We start from the raw sequence: 21,193 nt of genomic DNA, 5'->3' as shown, positions 1-21,193 counted from the left end.
TCGACCCCTCTCCCAACCTCCGCTAGGCCCCGCTGAAGAAGCGGGACCAAGCTGCGGTATCCCTCTCCCCTATCCAGGGGCGAGGGAGAAGGTTTCAGGCCTCGACCTTGCCCGGCACCACGCCGCGGCGGATCTGGTCGAGTTCGATGCTCTCGAACAGCGCTTTGAAATTGCCCTCGCCAAAGCCGTCATTGCCCTTGCGCTGGATGATCTCGAAGAAGATCGGGCCGACCATATTCTCGGTGAAGATCTGCAGCAGCAGCCCGCCACCCGTTTCGGGCGCGCCGTCGATCAGGATGTCGCGCTTGCGCATTTCGGCGACGTCATGGCCGTGGCCGGGCAAGCGCTTGTCGATCAGGTCGAAATAGGTCTGCGGCGTCGTCTGGAAGCGGATGCCATTGGCGCGCAGCGCATCGACCGTGGCGAAGATGTCGTCGGTTGACAGTGCAAGGTGCTGGATGCCTTCGCCCTTATAGTCCTTGATGAACTCCTCGATCTGCGAATGCTCGTCCTGGCTCTCGTTCAAGGGAATGCGGATCTTGTCGTCGGGCGCGGTCATCGCCTTGGAGAACAGGCCGGTCGACTGCCCCTCAATGTCGAAATAGCGGATCTGGCGGAAGTTGAAGATGCGCTCGTAATACTCCGCCCAATAGGCCATCCGCCCACGTTGCAGATTGTGCGTCAGATGGTCGAGCGTGTGCAGGCCAACGCTATGGTCTTCGGCGGTCGCGCCGGTGGGCAGGAAATCGGTGTCGTAGATCGTCTCGCCGCCATGCTTGTCGACCAGATAGAGGTTCGCTCCGCCAATCCCCTCAATCGCGGGAATATCGAGCTCGCCGGGGCCATGCGCGCCGGACACCGCCGTCGCACCGCGCTCCAGCGCCAGCTTCAAGGCGGCGTCGGCGTCGGCAACGCGGAAGGCCATCGCATTGGCCGAGGGGCCGTGCGCGTTGCGGAAACCCGCGACCTGGCCCGCATCCTCCATATTCAGCAGAAAGTTGATGTCGCCCTGCGCATAGCGCCGGACATTCTTCGATTTGTGCGTACCGACATGGGTAAAGCCCATCTTCACGAACAAGTCGGCCAGCGCCTCCGGATCGGGCGAGGTGAATTCGACGAATTCGAAGCCGTTAAGGCCCATCGGGTTTTCAGGCTTGGTCGCATGGGTCGTCATCGGTCTGTGCTCCGGCGAAACTGGTAACAAATGAAACTATACCTGTGATCGCGACGAACGTCCAGCGGGGGATGACGGGGCCGCGTTGGCCCGATACACAAAGCCGGTGATCCGTTACGATGCCCGCCAACGCAGCTTTGCCGTCTGCCTGTCCGCCCTGGCGGGCTTTGTCGATGCGATCGGGTTTATCGCGACTGGCGGCTTTTTCGTGTCGTTCATGAGCGGCAATTCGACCCGGCTTGCGGTCGGCGTTGCGCAGCATCACGCGGCGGCGCTGTTTGCACTGCAATTGATCGCGACCTTTGTCGGCGGTGTGGTGATCGGGTCGATGATCGGTCGCATGGCGGGGCGGTATCGTCACCCGCTGATTTTGGCTTGGATGGCGCTCTTGCTCGCGCTTGCCGGAACGGCAGGGCAATTCGGTGCGGTCTGGAGCGCGGCCGGCCTCATGGCGCTGGCGATGGGCGCGGAGAATACCGTGTTTGAAGAGGATGGCGAGGTGCGGCTCGGCTTGACCTATATGACGGGAACGCTGGTCAAACTGGGGCAAAGGCTGGCGGCGGCGGTGCTTGGCGGCCCGCGCTGGGCGTGGCTGCCGCATTTCTATTTGTGGATCGGGTTGGTCGGGGGCGCGATCACGGGGGCAGCAACCTTCCCGCTGCTTGGCTTTGGTGGATTGTGGATCGCATCGGCGGTCCTGGTCGTGCTGGCGGTTTTTACGCTTTTCCACGGCGAGGTGCTGTTCGGGGTGCCGATCGCCGAGGACGCGGCGTGACCGGCCTGAAGCTCGACCAATTCCTGCCCTATCGGTTGTCGATCGCCTCCAACCGCGTATCGGCGGCAATTGCGAGTGCATATCAGGCGTTGTTTGGTCTCAAGATTCCGGAGTGGCGGCTGATTGCGATCATCGCCGAGCATGACGGCATTACCCAACAAGCGCTGGGGGTGGCGACGCGCATGGACAAGGTGACGGTCAGCCGCGCCGCGACCGCGCTGGTCGAGCGCGGACTGGTCGCGCGGAAGCCCAATCCGGGCGACCAGCGCTCGCATCTGCTGATGCTGACCAGCACCGGGCGGGCGCTGTACGAGGATGTCGCGCCCAAGGCGCTCGAGTTGGAAGCGCAAGTCTTTGAAGGCTTTTCCGCGAAAGAAATCGCCAGTTTTCGCGAGATGCTTGACCGGATCGAGGCGTCGGCGGCTCCCTTCGATGCGGATCGCGGTTGAACGATGGGGGTTGAAGGGCGGGGGGCTGGTGGCCTAAGCGCCGCATAGCCCTCCCCAGGCCGTGCTGCTTTTCAGGAGGATGTTCCCATGACCGCTACGCCTGTCCCCGTCATGCTCGACCGCGCCGGACTCTCGGTCGCAGCACCACTGGCTGGTTTCATCGAGGAGCGCGTACTTCCCGGGCTCGGAATCGAGCCTGGTGGCTGGTGGCAGGGCGTGGCGGCGATTTACGATGCGTTTGCCCCGCAAAACCGGGCGCTGCTTGGCGTGCGCGATGCACTGCAGGCGCAGATCGACGCGCGCTATCAGGCGGGCGAGCCGGTGGACGAGGCGTTCCTGCGCGAGATCGGCTATCTCGTTCCCGAACCTGCGCCGTTCACGATCGGCACCGAAAATGTCGACGCCGAGGTGGCGACGATGGCCGGGCCGCAACTGGTCGTGCCGATCCTGAATGCGCGCTTCCTGCTCAACGCCGCCAATGCGCGCTGGGGCAGCCTGTATGACGCCTTCTATGGCACAGATGCGTTGCCGGGGATGGCGGTGCCGGGCGGTTATGATCCCGTGCGCGGACGGCAAGTCGTCGCGGCGGCCAAGACGTTTCTCGACGAGGCGGTGCCGCTGATCCAAGGCAAATGGGATGACCTCAAGGGCGACTCCGTCGCCGATCTTGCTGCAAATCTAACTGTTCTCGGGCGCGATGGTGGCGGTGAGATCGTTGGGCGTTCCAATCGATCACTCCTGCTGCGTCACCACGGGCTGCATATCGAAGTGGTGGTCGATCGTGATCATCCGATCGGGCGCGAGGACCGGGCCGGGATCGCCGATGTCATCCTTGAATCCGCGCTGACCACGATTTGCGATCTGGAGGATTCGGTCGCGGCGGTTGATGCCGAGGACAAGGTTGCGGCCTATGCCAATTGGCTTGGGCTGATGAAGGGTGATCTGGCGGAGGCGTTCGAAAAGGGCGGCAAGACCGTCACGCGTCGGCTCAACCCCGATCGCGTCTATGATGACGGGCTGGTGCTCCCCGGGCGCAGCCTGTTGTTCGTGCGCAATGTCGGGCATTTGATGACAACCCCGGCGATCCGGCTCGCCGATGGCGGCGATGCGCCCGAGGGGATCCTCGACGCGATCGTCACCAGCACGATCGCGCTGTACGATCTGCGTGGGCTGGGCACCTTCCGCAACAGCCGCGCGGGATCGGTCTATATCGTCAAGCCCAAGATGCACGGGCCAACCGAATGCGGCTTCACCAACGCCTTGTTCGATGCGGTCGAGGATTTGCTGGGTCTGACGCGGCACACGATCAAGGTCGGCGTGATGGACGAGGAGCGCCGCACCTCCGCCAATCTCGCCGCCTGTATCGCAGCGGTGAAGGACCGGATCGTCTTCATCAACACCGGCTTCCTCGATCGCACCGGCGACGAAATGCACACCGCGATGCGCGCAGGGCCAATGATCCCCAAGGCCGAGATGAAATCCAGCGACTGGATCAAGGCCTATGAGGATCGCAACGTCCGCATCGGGCTGGCGGCGGGGTTGAGCGGCAAGGCGCAGATCGGCAAGGGCATGTGGGCCGCACCCGATCGCATGGCCGACATGATGGTACAGAAGATCGGCCATCCCATGGCGGGGGCGAACACCGCCTGGGTGCCGTCGCCGACGGCGGCCACACTGCACGCGATGCACTATCACAAGGTCGATGTGTTTGCGCGGCAGCGCGAGATCGCCAGGGAAGCGGTGCCGGGGCTGACGCCGCTGCTGACCGTACCGGTCGCGGTCGGTCGTAACTGGACGCCCGAGGAAGTCCGTGCCGAGCTGGACAATAATGCGCAGGGCATTCTCGGCTATGTCGTGCGCTGGATCGATCAGGGGGTGGGGTGTTCGAAGGTGCCCGACATCCACGATATCGGCCTGATGGAGGATCGCGCGACGCTGCGGATTTCCTCACAACATATCGCCAACTGGCTTTTGCACGGCGTTGCGACGACCGAAGACGTCGATGCCGCCTTTGCGCGCATGGCGGCGAAGGTCGATGCGCAAAATGCCGATGATCCACTGTACCGGCCGATGAGCGGACACCCTGAAAGCCTCGCCTGGCAGGCGGCGCGTGCGTTGGTGTTCGAAGGGATTTCCCAGCCCAACGGGTATACCGAGCCGTTGCTCCACGCCTATCGGTTGCGGGCGAAGGCGGTTTAGGGAAACCTATTCCGCTTGGCGCGTTAGACGGGAAAGCGGGGGCTGGATTCGCGAGACCCTCTGACATGAAGCGGGGAAGCGCGGGTTTTGGGTTTGCTGTTATTTTCAACGGGACTGATTGCTGTAGCCGCTGGCGGCGTGCAGCAGGCGCAGCCCGCAATCCCTGTTCCGACCCCGAAGATGGGCACGCCCCCGTCGACCGAGCCACCGATCGTCGCTGACGACACGTTCGACAAGGCGCTGCCGCCGCTGTCGAGCGATATCAATGCGCCGTTGGAGCCGCTTGCCCCGATCGTCCCGCCGACTGCGCCGATGGTGCCCGCGGAAACGGTGCCGCCAGAATTGACGCAGCCGCTGCCGGCGTTGCAGGTGTTCGATTCGACGCCGCTCGTCGACGTGACCGTCAAGGACACGAAGGCTCCCGACATCCGCTACGACACCGTCGTGCGTGGGCTGGATACGTTGGGGCTCGCGGGTAAGTTCAACAGCCTGTCGGCGCTCAAAGGCGGCGATGGCAAGGCGGCCAATGCCACCGTCGTCTCGGCGCGCGGGCGCGAGGACGAAGATCTCGCGGTCCGCTTGATGAAGTCGCTCGGATATTATGACGGCACCGCGATTTCGACGATCGAGCAAATTCCCGGAGACACCGCACGGGTCCGCGCAATCGTTTCGGCAACACCGGGCAAGCAATATAAGTTTGGCTCGATCGCTGTGCAGGCGGCACCCACGGTTCCGCCCGGATTGGTTGAGAGTTTGCTCCCGCTGCACAGCGGTGAAGCAATCGAGGCCGAGCGGGTGCAGGGCGCGGAAGCCAATGTCGCGCTGGTCCTGCCGCAGCGTGGTTATCCCTTTGCCAAGGTCGGGCAGCGCGACATCCTGCTCGATGACGTTGCTGGAACCGGTGACTACACCTTGCCGGTCGATGTCGGTCCGCGATCCTCGTTCGGCACCTTCACTACCGAGGGGCGGCTGGCGTTCGGCGCGGCGCATGTCGGCGTGCTGACTCGCTTCAAGCCCGGCGAGTTGTACGACAATCGCAAGGTCGACGATTTGCGCGCGGCGCTGGTGGCGACAGGTTTGTTCTCGACCGTTTCGGTGGAGCCGGTCCGCACCGGCAATATCAACCCCGATGGCACCGAGGCAGTCAACCTGCTGGTGCAGCAGGAACGGGGACCGCCGCGCTCGGTGGCGGTCAGCGGCGGTTATAGCACAGGGCAGGGCATCCGGCTGGAAGGATCGTTCACGCATCGCAACCTGTTCCCACCCGAAGGCGCGCTGATCGTGACGGCGGTGGCGGGCACGCAGGAGCAAGGGGCCACCGCCACCTTCCGCCGCTCAAACGCCGGACGGCGCGACCGGACCTTGACGATCACGGCTGGCGCAGACCATTCCAATTACGATGCCTTCGACGCCTTTACGACGACGCTGTCGGGCCGGATCTCGTATGATTCCACGCCGATCTGGCAGAAGAAATTCACTTATGCCTATGGGTTCGAACTGACTGGCACCAACGAAAGCGTCTATGATTTCGGGCGCGGTGCGCGGCGGCGGGCGACCTATTTTATCGCGGCGCTTCCGGGGCAGGTGGAATTCGACCGTTCGGACAGCTTGCTCAACCCGACCAAGGGGTATCGCCTGAAGCTCAGCCTCAGTCCGGAAACTTCGGTGCGGGGTGCGGTCCGGCCGTATGCGCGGACGCTTGTAGAAGCGAGCGGCTATTATCCGATCGGCGACAGCATCGTGCTGGCGGGGCGCGTCCGCGCCGGGTCGATCGTCGGGACGGATCGGGACGATCTTGCCCCGTCGCGGCGCTATTATGGCGGCGGCGGGGGATCGGTGCGCGGCTATGGCTATCAACGGCTCGGGCCGCTCGATCCCAATGGCGATCCGGTCGGCGGTCGATCGATCAACGAATTCGCGCTGGAGGCACGCTATCGCTTCGGCAATTTCGGCATCGTGCCCTTCCTCGATGGCGGCAATGCCTATGAGAGCGTGTTGCCCAAGGCGACCGACTTGCGCTTCGGGGCCGGGATTGGCGGGCGCTTCTACACCAATTTCGGGCCGCTGCGCTTTGACGTCGCGACGCCGCTCAACCCGCGCAAGGGCGATGGCAAGATCGCGCTCTACATTTCCATCGGGCAGGCTTTCTGATGACCGAAGAGACAGTCGTCATCGCCCGTCCTCCCTTGTGGCAGCGAGCCCTTAAATGGGTTGGGCTTGCGCTGCTGGGGTTGGTCGTGCTGGCCGGGGTGCTGGTGCTTGGGCTCAACACCGCACCTGGGCGCAGGATCATCGCCAATTCGCTGGGCGGCTACACCACGGCCTCTGGCCTCAACATCAAGGTCGGGCGGATCGAGGGCTCGCTGTACGGCGCAATGGTGTTGACCGATGTACGGGTGAGCGACCCCAAGGGCGTGTTCCTGACCGCGCCGCGCATCGCGGTCGATTGGCGACCGTTCGCCTATCTCGGCAACCATATCGACGTGCGCTCGGCGCAGGCGGCGCTGGTGACGATGCAACGCTCCCCGGCCTTCAAGGCGGTGCCGAGCGACCCCAATGCGCCAATCCTGCCCGATCTGGACATCGATATCGGGCGCTTGACCGTCGCGCGGATGGTGCTCGCGCAACCGGTGACGGGGGCGGTGCATATCCTGAAGATCGACGGCGCAACCCACATTGCCGAGCGGCGTGCGCAAGTGAGCGCCAGCGTCGTCGCGCTGGCCGGGCGCGGTATTGCGGGCGGCGATCGGCTGAACTTCAAGCTCGACGCCGTGCCCGATGCAAACCGGCTCGACCTCGATGCGCATCTGGTTGCCCCGGCAACGGGGGTGGTCGCCAGCATGAGCGGGCTGAAGGCACCGCTCGATTTCAGCATTGGCGGCAAGGGTAGCTGGAAGGCATGGCAGGGCAAGGCGACCGGCACGCTGGGCGGCGCGTCGTTCACCGATCTGGCGCTGACCGCGAACAGCGGCACCTTCACCGTGCGCGGCTTCGCCAATCCGGGCCTGTATCCCGGCGGCGCACCCAAGACCGAGGCGAGCGCGATCAACCCGCTGGCCCGGCTGACCGCGCCGCGCGTGCAGGTCTCGCTTAGCGCCACGCTCGACCAGCGACGGCTGACGCTGTCGGGGGCGCTGCGCTCCGATGCGCTGGCGCTGAATGCCAAGGGCTTGCTCGACCTTGCCGAGAGTCGTTTCGGCCAATTCGCGGTCGATGCGAAGTTGCTGACGCCGGGCGCGATTGCCCCCAATTTGCGCGGGCGCGATGTCGCGGCGCGCGTGGTGCTCGACGGCAAATTCGCCACGCCGACGGTCAATTATGTCGTGACGGCGGGTGTACTGGGCTTTGGCGAGACGCAGGTCGAGCGGCTCTACGCGTCGGGGCTGGCGCGGGTGAACGCCGACCATATCATCGTCCCGCTCTCCGCCCGCGCCGCGCGCGTCACCGGGCTCAATGCGGCGGCGGGTGGCTTGCTCGACAATGTCGCGATCAATGGCGATATCGCGATCACCGGCAACACGCTGCTGTCCGACAATTTGCGGATTCGCTCGAACAAGATCGACGCGACAGCTTTGGTCGTCGCCAATCTCAAGACCGGACTGTATCGCGGTGCTCTTAACGGGCGGGTCAATAATTACCGGATCGATGGCGTCGGCATCGTGTCGCTGCGCACCGACGCCAAATTGGTAACGGTAGCGAGCGGCGGGTTTGGGATCACCGGCCACGTCGCCGCCAGGACATCGCAAATCTTCAACGAAGGCGCGCGCAGTTTCCTCGGTGGAAATGCGGTGGTGACGGCGGACGTCGGCTACGACCCGAACGGCATCGTCACTTTTCGCAACCTGCATTTGGCCGCGCCGCAGTTCCGCGTGACGCGTGGGCAGGGGCGCTATGATCCAAAGGGCCCGTTGCTGGTCGAAGCGGATGCGTATTCGGCCCAATATGGCCCGCTCTTCGCCCGCGTCACGGGCACCGCGACCAAGCCGGTCGTGCTGCTGCGCGCGCCGCGCCCCGGCGTTGGGGTGGGACTGGTCGATCTGGAAGCGACGGTACGCGGGACGGGATCGTCTTATGCCGTGCTCGCCAAGGGCGGGACGCAATATGGCCCGTTCACCGCCGACCTAAACGTCACGCCCGGCACGCAATTGGCAATCGACATCCGCAAGGCACGTTTTGCCGGGGTCGATGTCACGGGCAAGCTGCAGCAACTCCCCGCCGGGCCGTTTGCCGGGCGCGTTCAGTTCGCCGGATCTGGGATTAGCGGTGCCGCGCTGCTTGGCGCGCAGGGCAAGGTGCAGCGCGTCGATGTCGCCGCGCGGGCGAGCAATGCCAAGGTTCCGGGCGCGGTCGATTTCACCATCGGGCGCGCGATCGTCAACGCACAGGCGATCCTCTATCCGAATGCGCCGCAGATTATCGCCGACGCGCAAGTCGCCGATTTGCGCTACGGCGCGGCGGTGCTGTCGAGCGCGCGCGCGAAGATCCATTACGTCAATGGCAACGGGACCGCTCAGGCGGTGGCTTCGGGCTCGAACGGCGTGCCGTTCCATATTGCGGCCAATGCGCGGCTGAGCCCAACCTTGTGGCTGGTCGCGGCGCAGGGCCAGGCCAACGGCATCGGTTTCAAGACCGGCACGCCCGCGCGGATCGCGATCGAGCGCGGGACCTATCATCTCCAGCCGACGCGGATCGATTTCGACAAGGGCAGCGCGCGCATTGCTGCCGATTATGGCGCGGGGCTGGTTGCCAAACTGCGGCTCGATGCGCTGGACCTGTCGGTCGCCAATGCTATCGTGCCGGATCTCGGTTTCGGCGGTTCCGCAACGGGCTCGCTCGATTATACCCAGCCGCGCGGGGCCGCAGTGCCGACCATCGCCGGGCAATTCCGCGTCGCGCGGTTTACCCGGTCGAGCCTGGCGAGCGTATCCGAACCCGTCGATCTGATCACGCAAATCGGCCTGAACGGCAATGGCGGCGATATTCGTGCGCTCGTGCAGCGGGGCGGCACCACGATCGGGCGCTTGGTGGTTACGCTCGGATCGCTCGGTGGCGGTAGTGACTGGACGCAGCGGCTGATGGCGGCCCCCTTGTCGGGTGGAATCCGCTACAATGGCCCCTCGGGCGTGCTCTTCTCCTTTGCCGGCCTGTCGCGCCAGCAACTGTCGGGGCCAATTGCGGTCGCGGCCGATTTTGCGGGCAGGGTGGATGCACCACAACTGACCGGTCTGCTCCGCGCGGATTCGCTGACCTATGACAACGAAGTCTATGGCACGCGGCTCACGCAGATGAAGCTCGCGGGTCGCTTCACCAATGATCGGCTGGAGATCACCCAATTGTCGGCGCGGGCGGGCGAGGGGACCGTGCAGGGGCAGGGATCGGTCGGATTTTCGGCGGCAGCGGGCTTCCCGATCGACGTGCGCGCGACGCTCAACAACGCGCGGCTCGCCAGCAGCGATGCGCTCGGCGCGACCGCGACCGGCACCATCGCGATCACCAATAGCAAGGCGAATGGCGGGCTGATCAAGGGCGATTTGCGCATCCCGAATGCACGCTACGAGATCATCCGTCAGGGGCAGGCCGACGTCGCGGAATTGACCGGCGTCCGCCGCAAGAGCGACCTCACCAAGGCCAATGCCCAGGCAACCGCGCCCGCCGAACCGGTCGGGCTGTTCAAGCTCGATCTGCGTGTGCGCGCCGACAACCAGTTGTTCGTCTCTGGCATGGGGCTCGAATCCGAATGGCAAGCGGATTTGCGCGTCGTCGGCACCTCGCTGGCCCCGCGCGTAACCGGCAATCTCGAAATCGTTCGCGGCACTTATTCCTTCGCCGGCAAGCGCTTCGACGTCACCAAGGGCGATGTCCGCTTCGACGGCGGCGCTTTGATCGATCCGCAAATTGCGCTGAGTGCCACGACCACCACCAACGGCATCACCGTGGTGATCGATGTCTCGGGCACGGGCCAGAAGCCGCAAATCGCGTTCAACTCCACCCCCGCTTTGCCACAGGATGAGGTGCTCAGCCGGTTGCTGTTCGGCAGTTCGGTCACCAATCTATCGGCGATCCAGGCGATCCAGCTTGCCGCTGCGCTCAATTCGTTGCGCGGGTCGGGCGGCGGGCTCAATCCGCTTGGCAAGCTGCGCTCGGTGGCGGGGATCGACCGCTTGCGCATTCTCGGGGCGGACAGCGCCACCGGGCGCAGCACGTCGCTGGCGGCGGGCAAATACATCACCAACAACATCTATGTGGAGGTGATTACCGATGCACGCGGCTTCACCGCCACGCAGTTGGAAGTGTCGCTGACCAAGGCGCTCAGCGTGCTGTCGCAAGCTGGCTCGTTTGGCGGGTCGAACATCACGGTGCGCTACAAGAAAGATTTCTAATCGCAACGCATCTCTTTCCGTCCGCCCGAAAATCGAATATCGGGTATCCTACGGAGAGCGATTATGAGCATGGAACATTTCGACGTCGTCGTTGTCGGTGCGGGAATTTCCGGGATCGCGCGGGCTATCATTTGCAAACGCAATGCCCCGACCGAAGCTATGTGATTCTCGAAGGGCGAGCGGCATTGGGCGGGACATGGGACCTGTTTCGCTATCCCGGCATCCGTTCGGATTCGGACATGTTCACGCTGGGCTATGCGTTCAAGCCGTGGACCGAGGCGAAGGCGATCGCCGATGGTCCCTCGATTTTGAAGTATGTCAGCGATACCGCGCGCGACTATGGTATCGATCGTCACATTCGCTTTGGTCATCACGTAAAAACGCGCCGCCTGGTCGACGGCAGACGCGCGCTGGACCGTCGAGGCGGACGGGCCGGATGGGCCGGTCGCTTTCACCTGCAATTTCCTCTTTATGTGCAGCGGCTATTACAATTACGCGCGCGGCCATTCGCCCGAGTGGCCGGGCATGGAGGATTTCGGCGGGCGGATCGTCCATCCGCAATTCTGGCCCGCCGACCTCGATTATAGTGGCAAGAAGGTGGTGGTGATCGGCAGCGGGGCAACCGCGGTGACGCTGGTGCCCGCCATGGCGGAGAGTGCCGCGCACGTCACGATGCTGCAACGCTCGCCGACCTATGTCGTGTCGCGACCGGCCGAAGACGCGACGGCCAATTGGCTGCGCGCCAAATTGCCCGCAAAACTGGCGTACAGTCTCGTGCGCTGGCGCAATGTGCTGTTCCAGATGTTCTTCTTCAACCTCGCCCGCAAACGCCCGGAAAAGACCAAGGAGCGTTTGATCGAAATGGTGCGGGGCGAGCTTGGTGCCGATTACGACGTCGCGACGCATTTCACGCCGCGCTACAATCCGTGGGACCAGCGGCTGTGTCTGGTGCCGGACGCCGATCTGTTCGCGGTGATCAAGAGTGGCAAGGCTTCGGTGGTCACCGACACGATCGCGCATTTCACCCATGACGGGATCGCCCTGCAATCGGGCGCGGAACTGCCCGCCGACGTGGTGGTGACGGCGACCGGGCTGGAGCTGCAATTGTTGAGCGACGTAACGTTCAGCGTCGACGGTGCCCCGGTCGATCTTTCGAAAACCTTCAATTACAAAGGCATGATGTTTTCCGACGTGCCCAACATGGCGACCTCGTTCGGCTATACCAACGCATCCTGGACGCTGAAGGCGGATCTGACGTGCGCCTATGTCTGTCGGCTGCTCAACACGATGAAGAAGCGCGGGTTGCGACAGGCAACCCCGCGCGTTGGCGACGCTGCGTTGACGCCAGCGCCGTTCCTGGACTTCAGCTCGGGCTATGTGACCCGTGCGATGGAAAAGTTCCCGAAACAGGGCAGCAAGACACCTTGGCGGGTTCATCAAAACTACGCGCGAGACCTGCTGGCGCTGCGCTATGGATCGGTCGATGACGGGATGGAGTTTTCCAATCCTGCGACTCCTGAGGCCACCCGTGCGGCGCAGAGCCGAATAACCGCCTGAGCTGCGCAACCTGAGGCGCGCAGAGGCGTTTTTGCGGCGCTGCACAATTTGCCGATTGCCTTGTTCGTTCGAACGAACTATCGACAAACTGTGGTTCAACAGCGCCTTCTTGAAATCGCGATCGCGGAGTTCGCCACCAAGGGGTTGGAAGGCGCGAGCACGCGCAGCATCGCCGCCGCCGCCGGCACGGCCATGTCATCGATCACCTATCACTTTGGCGGCAAGGAAGGGCTGTATCTGGCTGCCGCCGACCATATCGCTGCGCAAATGGGCGATACCCTATCGCATCTGGCGGGCGGCGGGGTGCCCGAAGCGATTACGCCAGCGGCCGCCCGTGCGCTGATCCACGCGATCATTGCGAGCTTGATCGACAAGATGACGGGCCAGAAAAACACGTCTTACTCGCTGTTCATCATTCGCGAGCAGATGGAGCCGACCGCGGCGTTCGAGCGCATCTACGGCGGGATGATGGGGACGATGCTCCAAACGCTCGTCAATCTCGTTCAGATCGCAACCGGGCGGGACGAGGGCGACACCGCGCGCGTGGCTGTGATCACCGTGATTGGGCAGGTGGTCACGCTGCGTGCCTCCCGTGCGACAGTCCTTAAGCTGATGCAGCGCGCCGATCTGGACGCCTCCGCGATTGCCGCGCTCGGCGCGCGGATCGCAGCCAATACCGATGCCATTCTCGACCGGCTGATCGCCGAACGACAGGAGCTTTCATGAGCGATACGCCCCAACCCGACGCCAAGGCCGATCAGGATAACTCGGCGGCCGCAGCACCTGCGAAGCCGTCGATTTTTCGCAAGCCGCTGTTCTGGGTCATCGTCATTCCGGTGGTCGGGGTGATCGTGGTCGCAGCGGTGCTCTATTATCTGGACGCGCGGCAGTATGAATCGACCGACGATGCCTTTGTCGACGCTCATATCGTGCGGATCGCGCCGAAGGTCGCGGGCACGCTAAAGGCGGTTGCCGATATCGATAACCGTCACGTCCAACCCGGCCAGTTGCTGGCGGTGATCGAGCCGTCCGGGCCAGAGGCGCAGGTTGCCGAAGCCGAGGCCAACGCAAAGCAGGCGGAAGCCCAGTTCGAGCAGGCGCGCGCGCAAGTCGTGGCAAGCCAGGCAACGCATGACCAGGCCGTCGCGCAGGCACGAGCCCCGCTCGCCAGCGCCGCCAAGGCGGAGCAGGATCTCGCGCGCTATGAAGCGCTGCGCCGGATTGATCCGGCGGCGGTCGCCGGGCAGCAGCTCGATGCGGCGCGGGCGACCGCGCGCTCCACTGCAGCGGAAGCGGCTGCGGCGCGCCAGCAGATCGATAGCGCCAGCGCCAATATCGCGGTGGCGCGCCGTCAGGTCGCCGCCGCCCGTGCGGTGATCGAGGCGCGGCAGGCATCGGTACGGCAGGCCAATGTTACGCTGGGCGACAACCGGCTGGTCGCGCCGGTAGCCGGGCAAGTGGTCAACCGTCAGGTCAATATCGGCTCTTATGTCGGGCCGGGAACGCAATTGATGGCGATCGTGCCCGATCACATCTGGATCACCGCGAACTTCAAGGAAACCCAGCTCCGCGACATGACTGCGGGCGACCCCGTCGATATCAAGGTCGACGCTATCCCAACGTCAAGTTCAAGGGCCATGTCGATTCGATCCAGCGCGGCGCGGGCCAGGCGTTTGCGTTGCTGCCGCCGCAGAATGCGACCGGAAACTACGTCAAAGTGGTTCAGCGGGTACCGGTACGGATCGAGTTTGATACCAAGAACGCACCCGATCCGCGCAAATATCCGCTGGGTCCGGGCATGTCGGTGATCCCCACGGTCAAGGTGCGCTAAGATGGCGAGCGCCGCACCGCGGGCGGATGGATGGGATCCGACCCGATCGGCGGCGGGCAGTTTCAGCCCATGGCTGATCGTCGCGATCATCTCGATCCCGACGTTCATGGAGGTGCTCGACACGTCGATCGCGAACGTCGCGCTCGATCATATCGCGGGCGGCCTTTCGGTCTCGAACGATCAGGCCACTTGGGTGCTGACCAGTTATCTGGTCGCCAACGCGATCATCATCCCGATCAGCGGCTGGCTGTCCGACGTGATCGGGCGGAAGCGCTATTTCATGATCTCGATCGCGCTGTTCACGCTGTCCTCGCTGATGTGTGGCCTCGCCCCCAATCTCTCGACGCTCGTCATAGCGCGCGTCTTGCAGGGGATTGGCGGTGGCGGACTGGCCCCGGTCGAGCAATCGATGCTTGCCGATACCTTCCCGCCGCGATTGCGCGGAATGGCCTTTGCGGCGTTTGCGATCGTCGTCGTGGTCGGGCCGGTACTCGGGCCGACGCTGGGCGGCTATATTACCGAAAATTCCAGCTGGCATTGGGTGTTTCTCATCAACGTGCCGATCGGCATCGTGTCGCTGTTTCTCGTCAACGTGTTTGTCGACGAACCGAAGGCGATCAAGGATGATCGCGCGAAATTGCTTCAGCGCGGTATCAGGGTCGACTATATCGGCATCATCCTCATCGCACTCGGCCTGGGGTTCTTCGAACTCACGCTCGATCGCGGCGAGCGGGAGGACTGGTTCGCAAGCACCCTGATCATCGCGACCACGACGATTTCGGCGGTATCCCTGATCGCGCTCGGCTTTTGGGAAACGCATCATTCCGAGCCTGTGCTCGACCTCAAGCTCCTCAAAAGCCGGAATTTCTCGTTGACGTTGCTGGTCATGGGCGTGACCGGGATGATCCTGTTCGGCACCACCCAGTTGATCCCGCAAATGTTGCAGCAGGTGCTTGGCTATACCTCGTTCCAGGCCGGGTTGGCGCTGACCTTCGGCGGGGTGGCGACGCTGGTCGCGGTGCCGTTTGCCGGGCGGCTGTCGGGGGTGGTCGATGTCCGGCTGTTGCTGTTTCCGGCATTGCTCGTTCAGGCCTTCGCCTTGTGGAACATGACGCATCTCAACGCCGACATCACCTTCCTCGATGCCGGGGTGGCACGCCTGTATCAGGCAATGGGGCTGCCCTTCCTGTTCGTGCCGATCAGCGCAGTGGCCTATGTCGGCTTGCCGCAGAACAAGACCGCGCAAGCGTCGAGCATGCTCAACGTGGCACGCAATCTTGGCGGATCGATCGGCATTTCGGCGTCGCAGACGATGCTGGCATCGGGCCTGCAGCGGCATCAGTCGGATCTGGTTAACGGCCTTAATCCGCTGAACCCGAATTATAATGACTGGCTGGCCAAGGCCGGGAGCGCGTTTGGCGGGCCGGGGGACACCATTACGCCGCTCGCCGTGCTCTACAGCCAGGTACAGCGGCAGGCGGCGATGCTTGCCTTTCTCGATGTGTTTCATTCGTTGATGGTCGTGGTGCTGTGCGTCGCGCCCGTCGTTTTCTTGATGCGCTCCGGCAAATCCGGTGGCGGTGGTGGAGGCATGGCGCATTGACCCGCTCTCTCGTTACGGCGGCGCTGCTCGGCGCAACCTTGCTTGGCGGTTGCACCGTCGGCCCCAATTATCATGCGCCGGCAATGGCGGTCCCAGCCGCCTTTGCCGAGCCGCAGACCGGTGTGCCGGGTGCCGCAATCGACCCAGCCCATTGGTGGACCGCTTTTGGCGATTCGACGCTGACGACGCTGGTCGAGCGCGCGCTGAAGGACAGTCCGACGATCGCGATCGCGGCGTCGCGCGTGCGGCAGGCGCGCCTGGATGAGATCGCGGCGCATGCCGTGGGCAAGCCCACCGTCGATGCCACGGGCAATGTGACGCATGTCGAATTCAGCAAGAATGCCGGATTCTCGTCCCTCGCCAGCCTCTTTTCCGGCGGTGGCAGCAACAGCGGCAGTTCGAGTGGCGGCATTGCGCTGCCCGGTAGCGGGATCACCACCTATGCCGCCGGCTTCGATGCGAGTTGGGAGATCGATTTGTTCGGCGGCGGGCGACGCGGCGTCGAGGGGGCCCTGGCACGGACCGACGCGGCGATCTGGTCGCAGCGCGATGCCGCCGTCACCTTGGGAGCCGAGGTCGCCCAGGCGTATTTCGCGCTACGGCTTGATCAGGCACAGATTGCCGTGGTCGAGGACGAACTCGGGCAGCAGCGGCGTGCGCTGGAGATAGCGAACAACGTTGCCAGAGTCGGGTTGAGCCCACAGATCGACGTGAAACGGCAGCAGCAATCGATCTCCAGCATCGAGGCCCGGTTGGAGCCGCTACGAGCGGATGTCCGGGTCCGGATTCATGCACTCGGCATCCTGCTTGGCACCGAGCCGGGAAGCCTCACGGCGGAGTTGACCGGGCCGCTTCCCGCGTTGCCGACGGCTCCGGTCGTTCCGGCTGGGTTGCCGTCGGATCTGTTGCGCCGCCGCCCCGACATTCGGGCGGCCGAGCGCCAATTGGCGGCATCAACCGCAGACATTGGCGTGGCGGTGGCGGACCTCTACCCGAAATTCAAGCTGACCGGGATGGCGCAACTGATCTCGACCTCGCTCGGATCGCTCGTGTCGGGCGATAGCATCCAGGCGACGGGGGGTAGGGGGGATAACCTTTCCCTTGCTGGATTGGGGGCGGCGCAAGGCAACAGTGGGCCTGCGCAAGGAAGACCGGGAACAGGCGTATCTGCGCTATCGCACGACCGTGCTTGGCGCGTTGCGCGATGTCGAGGATCCGCTCGCCCGCATCGACGCCGAGCGTCGTCGTAACGCCGCGTTGCGGCGTGCGGTCACGGACGCACAAGCGACAGCGCGGGCGGTCGAGGCGCAGTACCGCACCGGCTTCGTCGCGCAGAACAGCTTGATCGATGCGCAGGTCGCGGTGCTCAGCGCGCGCGAGCAACTGGTCGCCAGCGATGCGCAACTGCGGCAGGACAGTGCGGCGCTGTTCAAGGCGATTGGCGGCGGATGGGAGGATGCCGCAGCCGGGTGATTGGCAAGCACGTACGGGCGCGCCTAAGGTGCGTGATATGACCACGAGCGATGACCTGAAAAGCGCCGGTTTGCGGCATCTGGAAGCGCTGATCGGTTTCGACACGACCTCGCGTGATTCGAATCTTGCGCTGATCGGGTATGTTGAGAATGTCCTTCGCCGTCACGGCGTGCCCAGCCGACGCGTGTCGAATGCCGACCAGACCAAGGCCAATCTCTATGCGACGATTGGCCCGGCGGTGGCGGGTGGCGTGGTGCTCTCCGGCCATACCGACGTCGTCCCTGTCGACGGACAGGCATGGACCAGCGATCCGTTCATACTGACCCAGCGCGGTGAGCGGCTTTACGGTCGCGGGACGTGCGACATGAAGGCTTTCCTTGCGCTTGCGCTGGCGGTGGTGCCACGCTTCGCCAACGGAAATGTAGCGCGGCCGTTGCATCTGGCCTTCTCTTACGACGAAGAAGTGGGGTGCCTGGGTGCCCCGTCGATGATTCGCGAACTCGTCTCCGAGTTGCCCGCACCGCTTGCCGTGATTGTGGGCGAGCCGACCAATATGGAGGTGGTCAGCGGTCACAAAGGTATTTCGACCTGGCGAGTTACGGTGAAGGGGCATGAAGCGCATTCCAGCCTGACGCACCTTGGCGTGTCGGCCAACATGGTTGCGGTGGGGCTCATGGCGCAACTGCGGGACCTGGCAGAGTCGCTCGAACGACATGGCGACCCGGCACCGCTTTATCACCCGCCGCACGCGACCTTGACGATTGGGCTGATGCAGGGCGGGACGGCGGTGAATATCCTCGCCCGCGAATGCAGCTTTGTGTTCGATCTGCGCACACCGCCGGGGCAGGATCCGGACACGATCATGGCACCTTTTCTGGAGGCATGCGCACGGGAGGACGGTGCGTTGCGCGCGCGCTTCGCGGATGCGGGTGTGTCGGTCGTGCGGCGGTCCGCAACGCCCTCCTTCGCGCCCGAGGCGGAAGGGGCCGCAGAAACGCTCGCGCGACGCCTGGCTGGCGACAATGGGCCGGCGCGAGCTGTACCGTACGCGGCCGAAGCCGGCCAATTTCAAGGTGCGGGATTTTCTACGGTGATTTGTGGCCCGGGCTCAATCGAGCAAGCGCACCAGCCGGACGAATATCTGGAGGTGGCGCAATTTGAACGGGGTGCGGCGTTCATGCACGGCTGGTTGAGGCGATGTCGTAGCGACCAACCTGCAACGATGTTCCAGCGTTGTCATTTATTTTTGCGGTTTGTCTCGAACGGTTCGCACCGCGCACCCGCATTCCCGAATCGGGACACATTGCGGACATCGCGGCCAGCGCACATTGCGATGGCGTTTCAGGCAATCTTTGCAAAAATATCGACCCGATACTGAGTTAACCTACTCAAATATCGAACGGATCAATCCCGCATCGGGTCGACGGAACGATTTACCAGGGGCGGCTGCCCTCGCCGTAAACCACATCAAGGATGAAGCTCAACATCACATTTTCTCCCTTACACACCCAGTTGGGTGCTTCGGGTTATTAATTGAATCTTAACGATAATGCAATCGCGTTTCCGCGACGGGTGCGACCGAAGCGGGACGTTTAACGGTTCGTTTATTGCTCACGTTTACCTCGAAATCCATGGTGCGTGCCGTGCAACCCCCTTATCCGCCGCGTCGCCCTCCGGGGCGGCGAAAAAGTGCGTCAGACGCACCTGGTGGCCTCGTGCAATCGGGCATCGACATCGCCCCCCGCGGCGATCCTTCAAACACGTGGCAAATCGTGTGCCTCGTCGAGATCGCGAACTTCTCCGCCCTTCGTCGTAAGTTCGGGCGTGTGGGGGCGGATAGTCTCGCCCTGGATCTCGAGCGTCGGATCGCGGCGGTTCTACCCGATAGCTCGACCATGATCGTCAGCCGCACGTCTATCGAGGTGTCGCTCGAGCGCGCAAGTTTCGCTGCTCTCGGGGTTGCAGTGGACGTTTTGCGGGGTGTTGCGGAGATCCCGCTCGATTTGGATGGGGAGGCGCACGCCCTTCAAATCGAGATTGGGGGGGCGGCAGCACCGCTCGCGACGATCGAAACCGTGCGGTTGATCGAAGAGGCCGAAGGCGCGCTGGAAGACGCGCGTTCGACGCATCAGCCCGTGCTGCGCGATCTATCGGTGTGTACCCCGACCTTCGACCGGCAGACCCTGACGCGCGAGATGCCGGCGGCGATCGCGAATGGCGAGATGTTCTTGCAATATCAGCCAAAAGTGCATGTGCGCGAGCAACGGATTTCCAGCGCGGAAGCGCTGGTGCGCTGGCAGCACCCCAATCGTGGTCTGATTCTCCCAGGGGATTTCATCACCGTTGCGGAGCAGGCGCAGCAAATTTCCGCGCTCACCCTTTGGACGCTCGACGAAGTGATCCGGGATCAAAAAGTCCTGGCGGCAGATGGACACGATCTGACGATATTCATCAATATTTCGGGTCAGCTTCTCAGCGACAAACATTTTGTAGAAGCGGCATGCGCTAAGACCCACAATTGTGGGGCAAAAATCGGTTTTGAAATTACCGAAACGGCTGTGATCCGCGATCCCGAATGCGCGATCTCCAATCTTCAGATTTTTGCAGATCGCGGTATCGTCATTGCGATCGACGATTACGGTGCCGGCTTGTCCTCGCTTGCCTATCTCAAGCAGCTCCCTGCACGCGAACTCAAGATCGACAAGATGTTCGTGCTTCAGCTGACCAGCAGCAATCGTGACCCGCTGATCGTACGCTCCACCATCGATCTCGCCCATGCTCTGGATATGGAGGTGACGGCGGAGGGCGTGGAGACCCAGGCAGCGATGGCGCTGCTTTCGGTCATGGGGTGTGACATGGTGCAGGGATATTTGATCAGCCGCCCGATATCGATCGATGCCTTTCGGTGTTTCCTGCACGAATATCGCGCGCGCCCCGCAGAGGATGACCGGCAATCGATGTTTAAGCGGCCTGCTACGTTTTGGAAAAGCGCTTAAGAACGCGATTTTCGGTCAGTTAGTGCGAATTTAAGGACTGTTCTGACAGTAAGGGTGCGATGAGGCACCTTATGTTCCGTTTGATCCTGGCGCTATCCCTGATGGCGGTCGGCGCGTGGGAGCTCGATCGGCCGGCCGTTGCGCAGAGCTTGGCGCAATGGGATGTCCGCTACGACGCGCTGGTGGCGGACGCCAAGGCACAAATGTTCGGCGACCCGTTGATCGCGATTGAACGCGCGAGAGCGGCGGAGGGCGTCGCGTCGCATCTCGCGATGGCGCGGCGCAATACGGCCGTGGCGACCGCGCAATGGCTTCAGGGCGAAGCATATCTGCGCCTGAACGACACAGCGCGGGCGGAGCCGCTCATCGAACGCGCGATTTCACTTGTCGCGAAACCCGCTTCGCCAACAAAACTCTATGGCGATCTATTGCTGTCGCGTGGCGGCTTGAGGTTGGCAAAAGCAGATGTCGCGGGGGCTCTGTCGGCGTATCAACAGGCGCATAACATCTTTCGGGATATTGGCGACGCGCGCAGCCGCGCTATCGCCATCGTCAGTATCGGTTTTCTCTACCAGGAGGCCGGTGACTTTAAAACGGCTCTACGATATTTTGATCAGTCGGCCGATATATATCACGGAGACCAGCGGCTTCTATTTTCAATTTATACGAACCGCGGCATTTGCTTGATGGATTTCAATAAAATTATCCAGGCGCAAACTGCCTTTCGAAAGCGCTGGCGCTGGCGCACGATTTGAA

14 protein-coding genes and 2 pseudogenes are annotated in these 21,193 nt (G+C 63.3%); 15 read left to right on the top strand and 1 reads right to left on the bottom strand.

The genetic code is table 11. The annotated features are described in order from the left end of the window. Positions 1-94 precede the first annotated feature (94 nt). On the bottom strand, positions 95-1,174 hold the full coding sequence (hppD, locus tag NW75_RS00245; RefSeq protein ID WP_033962966.1) for a 4-hydroxyphenylpyruvate dioxygenase: 1,080 nt from the start codon (positions 1,172-1,174) through the stop codon (positions 95-97). Between the two features lie 106 nt (positions 1,175-1,280). Between hppD and NW75_RS00240 the strand changes: the two genes are divergently transcribed. From NW75_RS00240 to NW75_RS25530, 15 genes and pseudogenes are all read left to right on the top strand, one after another. Continuing rightward, complete coding sequence (locus NW75_RS00240) at positions 1,281-1,949, top strand: YoaK family protein (RefSeq protein WP_033962989.1); 669 nt, start codon at positions 1,281-1,283, stop codon at positions 1,947-1,949. Beyond that, positions 1,946-2,398, top strand: a complete 453-nt coding sequence (locus NW75_RS00235; RefSeq protein ID WP_033962964.1) for a MarR family winged helix-turn-helix transcriptional regulator — start codon at positions 1,946-1,948, stop codon at positions 2,396-2,398. The genes NW75_RS00240 and NW75_RS00235 overlap by 4 nt, the downstream gene beginning before the upstream one ends. Positions 2,399-2,485: 87 nt before the next feature. After that, on the top strand, positions 2,486-4,597 hold the full coding sequence (locus tag NW75_RS00230) for a malate synthase G (protein ID WP_231564802.1): 2,112 nt from the start codon (positions 2,486-2,488) through the stop codon (positions 4,595-4,597). A 180-nt stretch (positions 4,598-4,777) separates the two neighbouring features. Next, entirely contained in the window at positions 4,778-6,748 is a 1,971-nt protein-coding gene (locus NW75_RS00225) for an autotransporter assembly complex protein TamA (RefSeq protein WP_231564800.1), read from the top strand. Beyond that, positions 6,748-10,977, top strand: coding sequence for a translocation/assembly module TamB domain-containing protein (locus tag NW75_RS00220; RefSeq protein ID WP_033962960.1), 4,230 nt, complete (start codon positions 6,748-6,750; stop codon positions 10,975-10,977). Before NW75_RS00225 ends, NW75_RS00220 begins: the two co-directional genes overlap by 1 nt. A 63-nt stretch (positions 10,978-11,040) precedes the next feature. Next, positions 11,041-12,534: pseudogene (locus tag NW75_RS00215) on the top strand (flavin-containing monooxygenase). A gap of 90 nt (positions 12,535-12,624) precedes the next feature. Beyond that, entirely contained in the window at positions 12,625-13,260 is a 636-nt protein-coding gene (locus NW75_RS00210) for a CerR family C-terminal domain-containing protein (RefSeq protein ID WP_033962958.1), read from the top strand. Continuing rightward, positions 13,257-14,102 (top strand): annotated as a pseudogene (locus NW75_RS00205) (HlyD family secretion protein); the annotation flags it as partial. The gene NW75_RS00210 and the pseudogene NW75_RS00205, both read left to right, overlap by 4 nt. Before the next feature lie 110 nt (positions 14,103-14,212). Beyond that, positions 14,213-14,365, top strand: a complete 153-nt coding sequence (locus NW75_RS27990; RefSeq protein WP_443024424.1) for a hypothetical protein — start codon at positions 14,213-14,215, stop codon at positions 14,363-14,365. A gap of 1 nt (position 14,366) precedes the next feature. After that, entirely contained in the window at positions 14,367-15,968 is a 1,602-nt protein-coding gene (locus NW75_RS00200) for a DHA2 family efflux MFS transporter permease subunit (RefSeq protein WP_033962957.1), read from the top strand. Beyond that, complete coding sequence (locus NW75_RS22570) at positions 15,965-17,218, top strand: efflux transporter outer membrane subunit (RefSeq protein ID WP_231564797.1); 1,254 nt, start codon at positions 15,965-15,967, stop codon at positions 17,216-17,218. The genes NW75_RS00200 and NW75_RS22570 overlap by 4 nt, the downstream gene beginning before the upstream one ends. Continuing rightward, positions 17,100-17,441, top strand: a complete 342-nt coding sequence (locus NW75_RS25535; RefSeq protein WP_033962953.1) for a TolC family protein — start codon at positions 17,100-17,102, stop codon at positions 17,439-17,441. Before NW75_RS22570 ends, NW75_RS25535 begins: the two co-directional genes overlap by 119 nt. A 37-nt stretch (positions 17,442-17,478) precedes the next feature. Next, entirely contained in the window at positions 17,479-18,819 is a 1,341-nt protein-coding gene (gene argE, locus NW75_RS00185) for an acetylornithine deacetylase (protein ID WP_231564795.1), read from the top strand. Positions 18,820-19,156: 337 nt separating this feature from the next. Next, positions 19,157-20,437, top strand: a complete 1,281-nt coding sequence (locus tag NW75_RS00180; RefSeq protein WP_231564793.1) for an EAL domain-containing protein — start codon at positions 19,157-19,159, stop codon at positions 20,435-20,437. Positions 20,438-20,508: 71 nt separating this feature from the next. Beyond that, positions 20,509-21,192 (top strand): tetratricopeptide repeat protein, encoded by a 684-nt coding sequence (locus NW75_RS25530; protein WP_033962952.1) that lies wholly within the window; start codon positions 20,509-20,511, stop codon positions 21,190-21,192. Position 21,193: the final 1 nt, after the last annotated feature.

Source organism: Sphingomonas sp. Ant H11 (genome assembly GCF_000797515.1).
GTDB lineage: Bacteria > Pseudomonadota > Alphaproteobacteria > Sphingomonadales > Sphingomonadaceae > Sphingomonas.
Note: the sequence above shows the minus strand (reverse complement) of the source record. Positions and strands in the feature narration are given on the sequence as shown.